General features: G+C 69.1%; 13 protein-coding genes. 2 read left to right on the plus strand and 11 right to left on the minus strand.

The genetic code is table 11. The features are described from left to right. Positions 1–48: 48 nt before the first annotated feature. The 7 genes from SSMG_RS29140 to SSMG_RS29170 form a co-directional block, all read right to left on the minus strand. A complete protein-coding gene (locus tag SSMG_RS29140; protein WP_009081962.1) occupies positions 49–282 on the minus strand; it encodes a biotin/lipoyl-containing protein in 234 nt (77 codons plus the stop codon). Then, the gene (locus tag SSMG_RS29145) at positions 279–1,313 is read right to left on the minus strand and encodes an alpha-ketoacid dehydrogenase subunit beta (protein WP_009081963.1); all 1,035 of its coding nucleotides are present in this window, start codon (positions 1,311–1,313) and stop codon (positions 279–281) included. The genes SSMG_RS29140 and SSMG_RS29145 overlap by 4 nt, the downstream gene beginning before the upstream one ends. 23 nt (positions 1,314–1,336) lie before the next feature. Next, complete coding sequence (locus SSMG_RS29150) at positions 1,337–2,317, minus strand: thiamine pyrophosphate-dependent dehydrogenase E1 component subunit alpha (RefSeq protein ID WP_009081964.1); 981 nt, start codon at positions 2,315–2,317, stop codon at positions 1,337–1,339. Between the two features lie 89 nt (positions 2,318–2,406). After that, entirely contained in the window at positions 2,407–3,144 is a 738-nt protein-coding gene (locus SSMG_RS29155) for an IclR family transcriptional regulator (RefSeq protein ID WP_037715194.1), read from the minus strand. 82 nt (positions 3,145–3,226) lie between these two features. Next, positions 3,227–4,936: a glycosyltransferase family 39 protein gene (locus SSMG_RS29160; protein ID WP_199841098.1), complete on the minus strand. Its 1,710-nt coding sequence runs from the start codon at positions 4,934–4,936 to the stop codon at positions 3,227–3,229. A gap of 39 nt (positions 4,937–4,975) precedes the next feature. After that, positions 4,976–5,941, minus strand: a complete 966-nt coding sequence (locus SSMG_RS29165; RefSeq protein ID WP_009081969.1) for a hypothetical protein — start codon at positions 5,939–5,941, stop codon at positions 4,976–4,978. A 61-nt stretch (positions 5,942–6,002) separates the two neighbouring features. Then, positions 6,003–6,332 (minus strand): PadR family transcriptional regulator, encoded by a 330-nt coding sequence (locus tag SSMG_RS29170; RefSeq protein WP_037715196.1) that lies wholly within the window; start codon positions 6,330–6,332, stop codon positions 6,003–6,005. A 60-nt stretch (positions 6,333–6,392) separates the two neighbouring features. Here SSMG_RS29170 and SSMG_RS29175 point away from each other — a divergent pair, with 60 nt between their 5' ends. Together SSMG_RS29175 and SSMG_RS29180 are read left to right on the plus strand one after the other, a co-directional pair. Further along, entirely contained in the window at positions 6,393–6,839 is a 447-nt protein-coding gene (locus SSMG_RS29175; RefSeq protein WP_050788311.1) for a WYL domain-containing protein, read from the plus strand. A gap of 105 nt (positions 6,840–6,944) precedes the next feature. Then, positions 6,945–8,252: a lipase family protein gene (locus SSMG_RS29180; RefSeq protein WP_037715199.1), complete on the plus strand. Its 1,308-nt coding sequence runs from the start codon at positions 6,945–6,947 to the stop codon at positions 8,250–8,252. Positions 8,253–8,700: 448 nt separating this feature from the next. Here the strand turns inward: SSMG_RS29180 and SSMG_RS29185 are convergent, their stop codons facing one another. The 4 genes from SSMG_RS29185 to SSMG_RS29200 all read right to left on the minus strand — a co-directional run bounded on the left by SSMG_RS29185 (position 8,701) and on the right by SSMG_RS29200 (position 14,810). Further along, positions 8,701–11,439 carry a bifunctional YncE family protein/alkaline phosphatase family protein gene (locus tag SSMG_RS29185; RefSeq protein ID WP_009081976.1) on the minus strand — a complete coding sequence of 913 codons (2,739 nt, stop codon included), beginning with the start codon at positions 11,437–11,439 and terminating at the stop codon, positions 8,701–8,703. Between the two features lie 4 nt (positions 11,440–11,443). After that, a complete protein-coding gene (locus SSMG_RS29190) occupies positions 11,444–12,799 on the minus strand; it encodes an ABC transporter permease (RefSeq protein ID WP_009081978.1) in 1,356 nt (451 codons plus the stop codon). After that, entirely contained in the window at positions 12,796–13,725 is a 930-nt protein-coding gene (locus SSMG_RS29195) for an ABC transporter ATP-binding protein (protein ID WP_009081982.1), read from the minus strand. The genes SSMG_RS29190 and SSMG_RS29195 overlap by 4 nt, the downstream gene beginning before the upstream one ends. A 131-nt stretch (positions 13,726–13,856) precedes the next feature. After that, positions 13,857–14,810: an MsnO8 family LLM class oxidoreductase gene (locus tag SSMG_RS29200; protein WP_037715201.1), complete on the minus strand. Its 954-nt coding sequence runs from the start codon at positions 14,808–14,810 to the stop codon at positions 13,857–13,859. Positions 14,811–14,842 lie beyond the last annotated feature (32 nt).

Here is a 14,842-nt window from a genome sequence, read left to right on the forward strand (position 1 = left end):
TGGGACCCGGCGGCAGCCCGTCGCCGGCACGGGGCGACCCGTGCGTCTTCATTCGATGCGGGCGATCGGCGCGCCCTGCTTCACCACCTCGCCCTCCCCCACCAGGAACCGCACCACGCCGGTAGCCGGGGCCGGGACCTCCGCGTCGACCTTGTCCACCGCGACTTCCGCGATCAGCTCGCCTTCGCGGACAGTCGCGCCGTCCGCGGCGAACCAGGTGGCGAGGACGCCCTCGCCGTCCGGGTCGTTCTCGGACAGGACGGGGAACGGCACGTCGGTCATGCGCCCACCAGGTCGAGCACGGCCTGGCGGATCCGCGCCGGCGTCGGCAGCACCGCGTACTCCAGCGGACGCGCGTACGGAATCGGCACGTCCGGCACCGCTACGCGCGCGGCTGGTGCCCGCAGCAGGGCCGGGTCGCGTTCCACGACGCGGGCGATCACCTCGCCGGACAGGCCGAACGACAGGTAGTCCTCGTCGACCACGAGCAACCGGCCGGTTTTGCCGACCGAATCGAGGATCGTGTCGGTGTCGAGCGGGACCAGGCTGCGCAGGTCCACGACCTCGCAGTCGACGCCCTGCCCGGCGAGCTCGTCGGCGACGTCGAGGGCGTGGTGCACCGACAGCGACAGCGTCACGACGGTGACGTCGCTGCCCTGGCGCACGACGTTCGCCTTGCCGATCGGCACCTCGTGGTCGCCTTCCGGCACCGGCCCGATCGAACGGCGGTTCTTCGCCATCCACGGCAAGCCCATGACTCCCTTGTGGAACAGGTACACCACCGGGTTGTCGTCGCGGATCGCGGAGGTCATCAATCCCTTGGCGTCGGCGGGATTGCTCGGCACGACGACCTTCATCCCGGGCAGATGCGCGAAGGTTCCCCACAGGCACTGGGAATGCTGCGCGCCGTCGGAGTACCCGCCGCCGACCGCGGCGGTCAGCACCATCGGCACGGACACGTTCCCGCCGGATTCGTAGTGGATTTTCGCCATGTGGTTGTAGATCTGGTCCATGCAGACGCCGAAGAAGTCGACGAACATCAGCTCGACGACCGGCCGCAGCCCCTCGACCGCCGCGCCGATCGCGGCGCCGATGAACGCGGTCTCGGAGATCGGCGTGTCGAGCACCCGGCGCGGGCCGAAGCGGTCGAGCAGTCCCGTGGTGGAGCTGAAGATCCCGCCGTAGGACCCGACGTCCTCGCCGAGCACGAACACCCGCTCGTCGCGGTCCATTTCCTGGGCGATGGCCTCGACCATGGCCTTCGCGGTGCTGAGTTTCCGCCCGGCGGGCGCGGAGGGTTCGGTGAGCGTCATTGCTGCTTCTCCTCGCTGTGTCGTCAGGCTCGCGCGAACACGAAGTCCAGCGCGGTGGCGGGGTCCGGTTCGGGGCTTTCCTTGGCGAACGCGATCGCCGCTTCGACTCGTTCGCTGGCCGCTGCCTGGTACCCCGCGACCTTCGCGTCGTCGAGGTCGCCACTGGCGCGCAGCTGGTTCTCATAGGTAGGCAACGGATCCCGGCCGGGCACACCGTCCAAATCGGACCGATAACCCTGTGCATCGCCCTCGAAGTGGCCCCACAACCGCAACGTGTGCACCTCGATCAGGCTGGGTCCTTCACCAGCGCGAGCCCGCGTGATCGCCTGGCCGGCGGCTTCGTGGACCGCCTCGACCGAGTTGTCTTCGACGCGCACGCCCGGAATCCCGTACCCGGCGGCGCGGTCCGCGTTCGACGTGACGCACGTGGACGCGCTGCGCGGCACCGAGATGCCCCAGTCGTTGTCCTCCACCACGAAAACCACCGGCAGCTGCCACAACGCCGCGAGGTTCAGCGATTCGTGGAACGCTCCCTGGTTCGCCGCGCCCTCGCCGGTGACCGCGACGGCGACCCGGTCCGTCCCGCGGCGCTGGAACGCGAGCGCCTGCCCGAGTGCAGGCGGGTAGCCCTCCGCGATGATGCCGGAGCACGAGAAGTGCACGGCGGGGTCGAACAGGTGCATATGCCCGCCGCGGCCTCTGCCCAGTCCAGTTGTCCGGCCGAAGATCTCAGCGGTCATCCGGTCGAGGTCGACGCCGTGCGCGATGGCGAAATGGTGCGGCCGGTGCGTCGCGGTGACCGCGTCGTCGCCGGTGAGGTGCGCGCACACGCCCGCCGCCACCGGTTCCTGTCCCGCGGACAGGTGCATCTCGCCGGGGACGAGGCCGGCGCCGATGTCGAAGACCGGTTTCTTGTCGGCGTGGTACTCGCGGAGGATGGCCTCCTCGTAGGTGCGGATCAGGACCATCGTGCGGTACAGGTCCAGCCTGCCCTGCGCTTCCATGGGACCTCCCGTTCGTTCTGGAGGCCACTTTCGCCGGGCTTTTCCCGGCGGACAACGGGCGGGATTTCAGATGGTGATAACCGGCCGGTTCAGTGTGTGACGGCTAGTGCGCGGGACACCCGTTGGGCTGCTCGCCGCAACGACTGCAGCGGCGCGGAGCCCAGCCGTCGCGCGGGCAGGGAGATCGCCACCGCACCCAACGCACCCGGCGTGCGCACGGTCGTCGCCAAGCACGCGGTGCCGAGCAGATACTCCTCGCGGTCGTTGAATACATCACCGCTCTGCGACAGCCGCTGCTCCAGGACCCGGCTGTCGGTGATGGTGTGCGGCGTCAGGTCCGCCAGCTGGTGGCGCGACAGGTAATCCCGGCGGCCCTCGCTGTCGAGGCCGGACAGGATGCACTTGCCGAACGCCGTCGCGTGGGCCGATTCGTGGACGCCGACCCACAGGTCGACCGACGGGGCGGTCGGGCCGTCGGCGATGTCGATGAGCTTGATGTCCCCGTCGGAGTACAGCGAGAGGTAGGCCGCGCCGTGGACCTCGTCGCGCAGCGCTCGCAGCACCGGGCGGATCTTCGGCAGCAGCGCGTGCAGCGACGTGTGCTGCCGCAGTTCGCTGACCTGGCTGCCGAGTGCGTAGCCGTCGTCGAGTTTGCACAGGTATCCCTCGTGGACGAGGGTGCGCAGCAGGTGATACGTCGTGGGCAGCGGGAGCCCGACCGTGCGGGCGAGCACCTTCGCCGCGACCGGCCGCTCGCTCGCGCCGACCGCGTCGAGCAGGTGCAGCGCGCGCTGCACGGACCCGATCAACGTCGGCTCAGCCGCCATCGGTGTCACCTCCGCCGCGTCCCTGCGGGCTCCAGCATGCGCTACCGCTCTGACCTGGGCAAGAGCAGTTCCACCGGACGGATCACGGACCGCCGCAGAAGGTGCGTTCGGCGGCGAACGGGTCCGGCGGGACTGTCACCCCGGTCCGGTGCACGGCTCCGGTGAGGTTCGCCCAGAACCGGCCCGGCGTCATCGGCTCGCGGGTGGACCGCTGGATTTCCGCCAGGTCGCCGCAGCTCAACGCGTGCCGGGCGGCCGCGACCTGGTCCGCGGTGACGTCCGCGCGCACGGCGAAGTTGCCCGGGCTCGGGACCGGAGCCGACGGGTCCGCGTAATCCGCCAGCAGCCAGGCGTTGCTCAGCGGTTTCGAGTGGCCTGGTTTCACCGTCGGGAATTCGAACCGGGCGCCGATCGGGTTGGCGAGGCCCCAGAAGTCGACGACGCCGACGTCCACCGGTGACATGACACCGACCGTCCCCAGGTATACCCCGATGACCATGGACTGCGCCGGGACGTCGTCGCGCAGCCGCACGGTGAGGAGCTGCTCCCGCGGGCCTTCGTAGGTCAGAGTGCGCGGGGCGGTGGCGTCCTTGAGATATTTCATCCTCGGGGTGAAATCCGCCGCCTCCGTGGGATACAGCTTGCCGGTCCACGCGTGGTAGTAGCCGCGCTCGTCGTCGATGAGCTTGCTGTCTTGCGGCACGAACTGGCCGATGCCCGCGCACAGAACCGCCCATGCCAGCAGGACCGCGCCGAGCACGCGGGTGTTCTTCGCCGCCAGGAGCACCAGCACCGGCAGCATCAGCAGGAAGAAGATCGGCAGCGCCATGCGCGCGTGCATGTAGTCGCCGCCGACCTTCAGCAGATATCCCAGCGACAGCGCCCCGGCGACCACCGGGGTGAGGACGACGATCCGGTCGCTGCTCTGCCGCCGCAGGACCCCGGCGAGCAGGACCGCGCAGAGGAGCAGCGGCAGCCACAGCAGGTACGGGTTCACGAAGTCGCCGACGTATCCGAATCCGCGTCCCCAGAAGGATTCGCTCGCGTTTTTGGTGAGCGCGGGCATCGGCACGAGGATGCCGTAGAAGCCCATGCGGAAGATCTCGTAACCGACCGGCAGCGCGCCGGCGGCCGCCACCGCGGCCAGGGTGACGCGCCAGGTCGGCTTCGTCACCAACCACAGTGCGATCAGGAATACCGCCGCCACCAGTGTCTGTTCTGGACGGACCAGCGGGCCTAGACCCATTACGAACGCCGCTGTGACAACGGATTTAGCCGACGTGTTGCCGCGCCGACGCACGAGCAGCCACCAGCAGAGCGCCATCCAGAACGTGTTGAGGCCGGTTTCGAGCCCGGAGGTCGCGTACTGCCACACCGGCCGCACACCCAGCAACACGAGGACACCGCACGGCACCATCGCCACGGCGGGTCCGCCGTGCAACCGGATCGTCGCGCTGACCGCGAAGCCGAACCCGGCGGCGGTGAGCAGGAGGCCGAGCATCCAGGACAGCGTCGACGTGTCCGACTGGCCGAACACGAATCCGGCGAGAGCGAGCAGCCATTGCCACAGCGTGCTCGTGGAAGCCTCGGCTCGTTCGCCGAGATTGTAGACCGGTCCGTTCCCGGCGAGGATCTGCTCGACGATTCTGGTGAAAATCAGGGCGTCGTCGCAGATCCAGCGGGTGACGTAGCCGAGAATGGCGATGAGGAGAACCGATCCGGCTATTATCCAGCTATTTCTTCGCCTGCTATCGAGCGGCGAAACGGGCTGATTCAGGGCGTGCGGAAGCACCCTTGGCATAGTGTCCATGAGTTTCCTTACTGAAGGATTTTAGAGGGCCTGGCGGCGGTAATCCATGATTCCGGCCGCGATCAGCGCGACGATGCCCGTGCCCACCAGGGACACCTGCACCAGCTCTAGTGCCTGGAAGTCGGCCGCGGCCATGGTGGCCTTGAGGACAAGCGGCTGGATCAGCACCAGCGAACAGCACAACGCGAGCGAGAACGACCATGCGGGCGAACGTCGCCGGAGCGCGAAATAAGCGGGGATGACGAGCGCGGCCGCCCAGGCGAACCAGGAAAGCCCGCGGAAATACGACTCGCCGAAGAAACCGAAGCAGAGCGCCGAAGCCGTGACCCCGATCAAGGCGAGCCACCATTTCCGCGCGGACGGCAGCGGTGCGTCACGGTGGAATCCGGCGATCAGGAACACCAGCGGCAGCCATTGCGGGACGAAATAGCCCAGCAGATCAGGACTGAAACTGAAGGAATACTGGTAAAGGAACGCCGCGAATCCGGCGACGAGCACGATCCCGGCGACTCCCCGCGCGGCGCGTCGCCGTCCGGCGAAGAGAAGCGCGAGAGGTACTGCCGCGGCGGCGACCAGCGCGACGTCCCGCCAAAGCTGTTCGGCCGACGGGAAAGTGTAGAGCGACAAGGTGGCGTCGAGACCGGCTGCGTGCAGACCGCTCGTTCGTGGATAACCGAACGCGTCGTACAAGTCGTGACCGAGGGAGACGGCGCCCTTCATGACGCCCCAGAGGAGTCCGAGCAGGGCGGCCAGGCGGACGGTGTCGCCGAAAGCGACCACCCGAGCCGGGGCTGCCGCGCCGGCGGCCAGCCGGGCACGCAGGCCCAGCCCCAGCAGCGCGAGCAGTTCACGCCCTTCCGCCAGGCTGCCGCCGCCCGCCTCCCGAGCGTCGAGCAGCGCGCCGACCAGTTCGTCTTCGCGGTCGGCGCGGTACCAGCGGGGAAGAAGCCGCATCATCCGGCGATAGTGCCGCTCTGGCGCGGTCATGCGAACCTGCTGGAGCTAGACAAGAAGCCAGTCGGCCAAGGACGCCGAACCTCGGGAGCACTCATGCCCCACCCCCGAGCGCCCAGCCCCGCGCCCGCAGCACCGACTCCGCCGCGGCGGCATTCGCGGCCAACCTCCGAGACTGCTCGGCCAACGTACGGGCCCCGAGGTCGGTCAGCCGGTAATAGCGGCGCAGCCGGCCCTGGTGGATCTCCTCCTTGTCCCGCTCCGCCCATCCGTCGGCGACCAGCCGGTCCAGCACGCCGTACAGCGTGCCGACCCGCAGCCGGACCCGGTTTTCGGACAGCTTTTCGACGGCCTGGACGATGCCGTAGCCGTGCTTCGGCTCGTCGGCGAGCGCGGTGAGGATCAGGAAGACCTGCTCCGACATGCCTCGTTCGGTCACCCGTCCATATATATCACATCGCGATATATGCGGGTGGCCGATTTAATGAACCCGCAGGTCGGCGACCGCGATCCCCTCCAGTTCGACAAGGCCAGCCGGGAGGCGAGGACGGGCGAGGACCGGACTTACCCGCCGTCCCGGGTACTGGCCGCCGAAGAACTCGACCAACCGGATCGCGTGGACCCGGGCCGGGCGCGACAGGAACGCAGCACGCGGTTCCGGACCGGGGGGGGCGACCAAATCGTCGCGCTAGTCCGGATTCGCCCGGAGCAGCGGGAAGAATTGGCTCGCACCGCGCTCGCCATTCGCGGAGAAGAAATCAATACGAACGGATGGTTGCGACTGGAGGCGGCCTTCCCGGATTCCCGGTACGCCGAATGGGCGCTGTGGCAGCTCGCCGAAAACGCGGAAGTCCTTGCCCCACAAGCCATGCGGGCCGCGCGGCACGAGCGCGCCGCCGCGATCGCCGCCGCCTGCGCCGAGCCTGCCTGAGCCCTCGACACTGGCACTGCCAGCACCTTCCGTAGTTGTGCGAATACCTACTCGCTGGTAGGTTACCCGCCAGTCGTGATCCACTTCATGGTTCAAAGGGGAGTCATGATCCGGAAACCCGTCCGTGCGCTGATCGCCGCCGCCGCTCTCGCGATCACGTCCGCCGTCGCGCTGCCCGCCGCGGCTTCGGCCGATTCCTTCTACAGTTACGACGGCAGCACGCCGCTTTCGTCGTACGCGCCGGGCACCGTATTGAAGACGCGGACGTTGACATATCACGTGTTCGGCTTCCCGACTCCAGTACAGGCCACGCAGGTGCTCTACCGGACCGCCGACGCCCAGGGCAACCCCACCGCGAACGTCACCTCGATCGTCCGCAATCCCTTGCACAGCAACGGCAAAGCCGTGTCGTACCAGTCCGCGTACGATTCGCTCGATCCGGCGGACGCACCGTCGCGCGCGATCGCCGGCGACGTCCGGTTCGGCGGCGTGCTGCCGAACGCGGAGTCGCTGCTCATCGCACCCGCGCTCGCGCTCGGGTACAGCGTCGTCATCCCGGACACCGAGGGCCCGACGGCCGATTTCGCCGCCGGTCCGGAATACGGCAAGACCACTTTGGACTCGATCCGCGCCGCGACGCACGCGCCCGGCACCGGCCTGACCGAATCCACTGAATTCGGCCTCCTCGGCTATTCCGGCGGTGCGATCGCGACCGGCTGGGCTTCGGCGATCGCCGGGAGCTACGCGCCGGAGGTCGAGAAGAACCTCGTCGGGTTCGCCGAGGGCGGGGTGCTCGTCGACCCCGCGCACAACCTCAAGTACGTCAGCGGCAGCCCCGTCTGGTCGGGCGTGATCCCGATGGCGCTGATCGGCGTCTCGCGCAGCTACGGCATCGACCTCAAGCCGTACGCCAGCGAGTACGGCCTCAAGGTGCTCGCCGAGCTCGAGCACGCGTCGATCGCCGATGCGCTGGGCCACTACCCCGGCCTGACCTGGCAGAAGCTGGTGAAGCCGGAGTACGCGGACCCGGATTCGGTGCCGCCGTTCGTCGACGCGGTCAACAAGGTGAACATCGGCTCGGCGGCGACGCCCTCGATCCCCGGGTTCATCGCGCAGGCCAGCAACGGCGCGCTCGAAGGCACGGTCAGCAACGAACCGGGCATCGGCGGCGGCGACGGCGTGATGGTGGCCGGGGACGTGCGCGCGCTCGCGAACCAGTACTGCGACACCGGAAACACGTCGATCGAGTACACGCAGTACGACGCGCTCAGCCACTCCACCGCGGTCCCGGTGTGGGCCCCGGCCGCGATCGCGTGGCTCAACGACCGGTTCGCCGGCAAGGCCGCGCCGTCCAGCTGCGGCCACATCCCGCCGGGGAACTCGCTGGCCCCGGAGCAGCACACCGGGTCCTGACCGGCCGCGGGCAACGGTTCGGCGGCGAAACACGCGCCACTGCGGCACCCTCGTCGCCGAACCGCCCGGCCCGCCCGGCCTGCCCAGAACTTCCGACCGCCCTCCGCAGGCGGATTGCCGAGGCAGGCGCGTCCTGCACACCGGCACTTTTCGCAAGATTTCCAACCGCCGTCACTGGCCCACTGCCCCACGCACGGTGAGATCCCACGGAAGCTCCGATCCACTCCGGACACTTCGCCCGCCCCGCTCTGAGCACCACGGCACCGTCTTCCCGGGCACCAACCGCCACCAGTGGCCGACCACCGAACGCGCAGTGAGATACCACGCGCAAGCGCTGGAAAACGGGGACGTTGACCTCCCCGGCCCGACCACTCCGCTGCCCAGCCGAACCGAAGAAAGCCCCTGCCCGCGCGAAGCGGACAGGGGCTTTCCCCGTTGAGCTAACGAATCAGCCGTCCGAATCGGCCGACGGAATGAACGCACCCGGCACCTGGTCCGGGGCGAAGATCTTGTCCTCGCCCGGATACGGCTGGGTCCATCCGTGCACCTGGTACCACGTGAAGTGGTCCATCTGCGCGGGGTTGGCGTAGTCCGCGGTGGCGTTCGGGCCGGTCAGCTTCTGCTGCGCCTGCCACTGCTGCCACTGCTGCGCCAGCTGCTGCTTGTCCGCGGGCACCGCCGCCGACGCCGCCGCGGTGGACGCCGTCGGGACGTTGTCCGTGCCGCACGACGGCGGGGTCTTCAGACCCGCGGTCAGCGACGTCTGGTTCGGCACCGCGGTGAACGGCGTGTTGTCCGGCTTCGGCGTGAACGCGGTCGCCATCGGGGTGGCCGCGCTGTCCTTCTGGTTCATCGGGTGGATCCCGAGGATCTGCTCGATGGTGCGGATCATGGTGATCTGCGAGTAGTACCGGCTGTCGGTCTTGCCGTGCTGGGCGTACGGGCTGATGATCTGGATCGGCGCCCGGTGCCCGTCGACGTGGTCCAGCCCGGCCTGGGAGTCGTCCTCGACCACGAAGATCGCCGAGTCCTTCCAGTACTGGCTGTGCGAGATCTTGTCGACGATCTTGCCGACGGCCAGGTCGTTGTCGGCGACCTGCGCGGCCGGGCTCGGCGGCCCGCCGGTGTGGTCGCTCGACAGCCAGAACATGTTCAGGTCCGCCGGGCCGTTCTTCTCGAAGTCGTTCTTCCAGATCTCGTACCGGTACTGGTCCGGCACCGCGGTGTCGAACTTCGGGAAGCCCGGAACCGAAACGCTGTTCAGCGACGGGATCGGCGACGACGAGACCAGCGGGTACGCGGTCGGCGCGCCGGTCGCGGCCATGTTCTTCGAGTCGCAGTACAGGTTCTGCCAGCTCGCGTCCGCGGGCTTGGTCAGGAACTGGTGGAACTCGCCGAAGTCGCGGACGGTCTTGCCCGCCGCCTGCGCCCCGGTCCACAGGAAGCCGCTGCGCTGGTGTCCCAGCGCGTCGTCCTCGGTGTCGTAGCTGCGCTTGTACTCGCCCGCGGACGACTCGGTGTACTCCGGGTTGTCCGCCTGCATCAGCCAGTTGTGGCCCTCGGCCGAGTTCGTGCCGATGTCGTAGGTGTTGTCGTACAGGCCGAACTGGTTGGCCAGCGCGTGCTGGTTCGGCGTGACCGCCTGGCCGAACTGCGCGAGCGCCGGGTTGCCGTTGCCCTTCGCGATGTCGCCGAAGAGCTGGTCGTACGTCCGGTTTTCCTTGACCAGCAGGAAAACGTGCTTGATCGTCGACGGGTCGCCGAGCCGCTGCGGGACCGGAACCGGCTTGACGTTGCGGTTGCCGTTCGCCTTCTGCACCGAACCCGGCGTCCAGCCGTTCTGCTTGAACACCTGGGACGTCTGCGTCCAGGTCTGCCAGTCGGCCGGCAGGGTGAAGCGCTGGAGGCTCGACGTGGTGTCGTGCGTGGCGTGCCCGGCCGCGGTGGTCGGGCGGCGGGCGTCGATGCCGCGGGTGTTCGCGACGAGGATGTTGTTGCCCGACGCGGAGATACCAGACGGGAAGTAATCCGTCGGCAGCAGACCGATGAACGCGGCGGGGGCCTGCGGGAACCAGTAGCGGTAGACCGCGACCGCGTTGGCCCGGCCGAGGGTCACGAGCAGGTGGCCGTCGTCGGTGAGCGCGATGTCGGTCGGCTCGTACCCGACCTGCGCTTCGGGCCACGGCTGCGTCGCGATGGTCTGCACCACGACGCCCCGCTGCGTGTCGATCACCGAAACGCTGTCGCCGCCGGTGTTCGCCACGAACAGGGTGTTGTTCTTGGCGCGCAACGCGGTCGGGTGCAGGCCGACGTCGATGCTCTTCACCGGAGCGGACGGGTTCGCCAGGTCGATCACGCTGACCGTGCCGGTGGTGGCGGCCGCGGTCTTCGGGTCGGCGACGATGTCAGTGTCGTACGAGTTGATCGTGGTGTCGCCCGGCTTCGCCGCGCGGCCGCCCTCGTTGCTGACGTAGATCCGGTTGCCGATCTGCACCAGCGCGCGCGGCGCGTTGCCGACGGTCCAGCTCTGCTTGATCTGGCCGCTGGCCGCGTCGATCGCGACGACCCGGTTCTGGCCGTTCACCGCGGAGTACACAGTGGACCCGTCCGCGGAGAAGATCGCGCCCGCGGCGAGGGAATGCTTCGAGCCGTCGGCCGGGATCGGCACGAACGTCGGGTTCGCGACGGTGCCGTCCGGGTTGACGGTGAACTTGCGGTAGCCGTCGATCTGGCCCAGCCACAGCGTTTTGCCGTCCGGCGAGTACGACGGGCCTTCCTGGCCGACGTCGTTGCCGGGCAGCTGCAGGTCGGCCTTCTTGTCCTTGCCGACGAGCTGCTGCACCTTCCAGCTCTTCAGGTCGACGATGGTCAGCGCGATGCCGCCGTCGGTGGTCAGCGCGGCGAGGTGGCTGCCGTCCGGGCTGACCGTCGAGGACATGATCTTGCCGTTCGGCAGGACCAGGCGCTCGCCGATCGGCTTGAGGTACTGGTCGCTGGAGATGGTCAGGCCGTTCTCGGTTTCCTGGCCGACCTGGTCGGTGCCGAACTGCTTGGTGGAGGCGAGGCCGATGCCCGAGCCCGCGGCGACGAGAGCGACCGTGGTCGCCCCTGCCGTGACGAAGCGCAGCTTGCGGGATCTGCGGAGTTCTTTCTTCCCGCCACGCCTGCGACGGCGCGTTACTTGCATGTCCTCATCCCTTCGTGGAGGCGAGCAGCTCGACGTTGCCGTCGAACTGCCACAGCGGGTTGGGCCGGTCCCCTTCCGGGGTCCGCACCTGGAAGTAGCCGTTCACTTCCTTCGGTCCGTCGCCGTCGGCGACATACCGCCCGTCCGAGGTGACATCGAGCTGGTAGATCGCCTGCCCGGTCGCTGAGATGCCAGGGAGATGCCAGGAGACGACGCAACGCCAGTCGTTGCCCGGGCCTTCGGCCTCGACGAGGCCGCCGCCCTTGGTGCATTCCGTGCTCGCGGCGAGCTGCTCCTCCGTGACGTCCGGACGGTGCAGTTGCGCGGCTTGGATGCGGTAGAGGTGCGCGAATTCGACCGACAGCGACCGCTGCAGTTTCGCCTGGTCGATGCCGGAGCCCGACGCGGGCGTAGCGACCGCGACGACCGCGACCGTGACGCCGACCAGCCCGGCCAGCGGCAGCAGGCCCGCAGTCAGTACGCGACGACCCGCCCCGTCGTAGGTCAGATCGGTGAAGTCGCGTCTCACGAACAGTATGTAGGCCAGCGCGGTCGCGACCACTGCCCAGACCAGGCTCACGCCGACGCCGATCAGCAGCGGACCGAACTGGACTGGGTCGGTGAAGAGGCCGTTCCACGAGATGAACGCGTACGTCGGCAGCGCGAGCCGCACGACGACCGGCAGCGGCAGCAGTTGCGCCACCGTCATCACCAGCGCGACCACCGCGGGCAGCAGCAAGCCCATCGGCGACCGTCCTAACGCGACAGAGCCGAGCAGGCCGATCCCCGCCAGGGCAAGGGTCGGGGCGAGCACGCAGACCCAGGCGAGAATGACCTTCAGCGCCGCGTCGCCCGAGGACAGCAGGTGTCCGTCGAGCCCGACCAGCGGCTGCCCGCCGACCGCGACGAGTCCGCCGACCGTGCTGGACACCGCCAAGCCGAGGACCAGCAACAGGATCACGGTGCCGCTGGCGAGTGCCTTCGAGACGAAAATCCGCCGGTATGACCGCATCGCCACCAGCAGGTGCCGCCAGGTGCCGAGCCGGTCCTCGGCGGCGAAGACGTCCCCGGCGACCAGCGAGGTCAGCAGCGGAAGCGCGTAACTGCCGGCGAACCCGAGCAGGACGAGCGGCCCGGCCCAGCCGGTGATGTTCATCAGGCGGCCGAACAGGGTGTCCACCGGCAGGTCGCTTTGCTGGCTGACCGCGGCGACGAAGACCGCGGGCGCGAGCCAGCAAGCGAGCAACAGCACGCGGATCCGCCACTGGGACAACAGCTTCACCAGCTCGAACCGGTATCCGCGGCCCAGCCCGACCGGGCGGACGGAGGCCGGTGCCGCTTGCCCGTCGACGACAGTCATCGCTTGTCCCCCTGCTCCGTCAGCTCCAGGAAGGCCGCCTCCAGCGGCGAAACCACCGGAGCCAGTTCCCGTACGCCGATGCCCTTGCCGACGACGCGCGCGACCAGGTCGTCGAGCGCGGGCACCAGGCCGCTCACCACCAGGACGTCGGCCTGCCCGCGCGGGGTCTGGGTGTCGTCGATCCGGAGCCCGGGCACGTTCTCGGCGATCTCGCGGGCCGCCTTCTGGTCCGAAGTCACCAGGCGGTAGGCCAGTTCGCGGTCCTCGGCGGACAGTTTCGCCAGCGGGCCGGTGAAAACGACACAGCCCGCGGACAGGATCGTCACCTCTGAGCAGAGCGCTTCCAGGTCGTCCATCCGGTGGCTGGACAGCACGACCGCGGTCCCCTCGTCGGCGAGCCGGCTGAGCACGCCGTGCACGTGTTTCTTGCCCGCCGGGTCGAGGCCGTTCGCAGGCTCGTCGAGGATCAGCAGCCGCGGTTTGGTCAGCAGCGCGGCGGCGAGGCCGAGGCGCTGGCGCATGCCGAGGGAGAATCCGCGCGCCCGGTCGTCGGCGACGTCGGTGAGCCCGACCTGCGCGAGAAGGGCGTCGAGGTCGACGGTCTGGCCGCGCAGCGAGGCCAGCGCGGCGAGGTTCTGCCGCGCGGTGAGCGACGGGTACAGGCCTGGTCCGTCCACGAAGCCGGAAATGCCGTCCGGGATGGCGAACGCGCGGCCGACCGGGCGGCCGAGGATCTCGAGTTCGCCCTCGTCGGCGACCGCGAGTCCGAGCAGCAGGCCGAGCAGCGTGGTCTTGCCCGCTCCGTTCGGTCCGACCAGGCCGTGGATCTCGCCGTACGCGACGTCGAGATCCACTCCGTCGAGCGCGATCACGTCTCCGAAACACTTGGTGATCGCGCGGGCTCGCACCGCGTCGCTGGTTTTCATCCGTCCCCACTTTCCGAAGCCGTGAGGAACTTAGGCACGACAAGTGACATGCGAACCCGCGCCAGGTTGAACGTTGGGGAAACCCCGTGCGCCGCGGCCGGTTTCCCTCGAACTAACCGGACAAAACGGGATCAAGTACGCGGCGGTAAAGTGTCCGAGATCTCCCGGACCAGCACATAGGACCGTTTCCGCTCCGCGTGGTCGTGAATCGGGGTGGTGATCATCAGCTCGTCCGCGCCGGTTTCGGCGATGACTGTGCGCAACGAATTCCGCAGTGCCGCCGGCGCTCCGGCGAGGACCGGACCGGGCCCGATCGCCGGGTCGACGACCGCGTCTTCCGGACGCGGCAACAAGATCCGCTCGCCGCGCGAACGGCTCAACGCCTTAGCCCGAATGGACCTGGCGAGCCATTCGGCGCGCTCTTCGGTCGCGGCGGCGACCACCGCGACGCTGACCACAATGGACGGTTCGCGGGTCCGGCCGGGACGGAAGTTCTCCCGGTAGCTCCGGGTCGCGGCGGCGGCTTCGGCGGGACGGAGATGGTAGGCGAACGCGTAGGGCAGGCCTAGTTCGGCGGCGAGGTGTGCGCTGGCCGTGCTCGAGCCCAGCAGCCAGATCTCCGGGACGTTGCCGCGTGCGGGAGTTGCGCGCAGCGGTCGGTCGGCGTCGGTGAAGTACTCCAGCAATTCCTCGAGGCGGCTGGGAAAGCTTTCCGCCGGGCCGGGATTCAGCGCCTCGGCGATCCGTGGCGGACCGCCGAGCGCGCGGCCGAGCCCGAGGTCGATCCGGCCCGGGTGGAACGCGGCGAGCGTGCCGAACTGTTCGGCGACGACGAGCGGCGGATGGTTGAGCAGCAGGACACCGCCCGCGCCGACGCGGATCCGGCGCGTGGCATCCGCGACGCGGGTGGCTGCCACGGCAGGCGCGGCGCTCGCGACCCCGCGCATGCTGTGGTGTTCGGGCAACCAGTAGCGGTGATATCCCAGCTCGTCGGCCAGTTCGGCCAGGTCGACCGTGCGCTGCAGCGCCTCGCGCGCGGTCGATCCCGCGACGATCGGCGACGTGTCCAGCACGGAGACCCGCATCCGGGCATCATCCCGGACCGGGCGCGGCCGGA

The organism is Streptomyces sp. AA4 (assembly GCF_000158875.1).
GTDB lineage: Bacteria > Actinomycetota > Actinomycetes > Mycobacteriales > Pseudonocardiaceae > Amycolatopsis.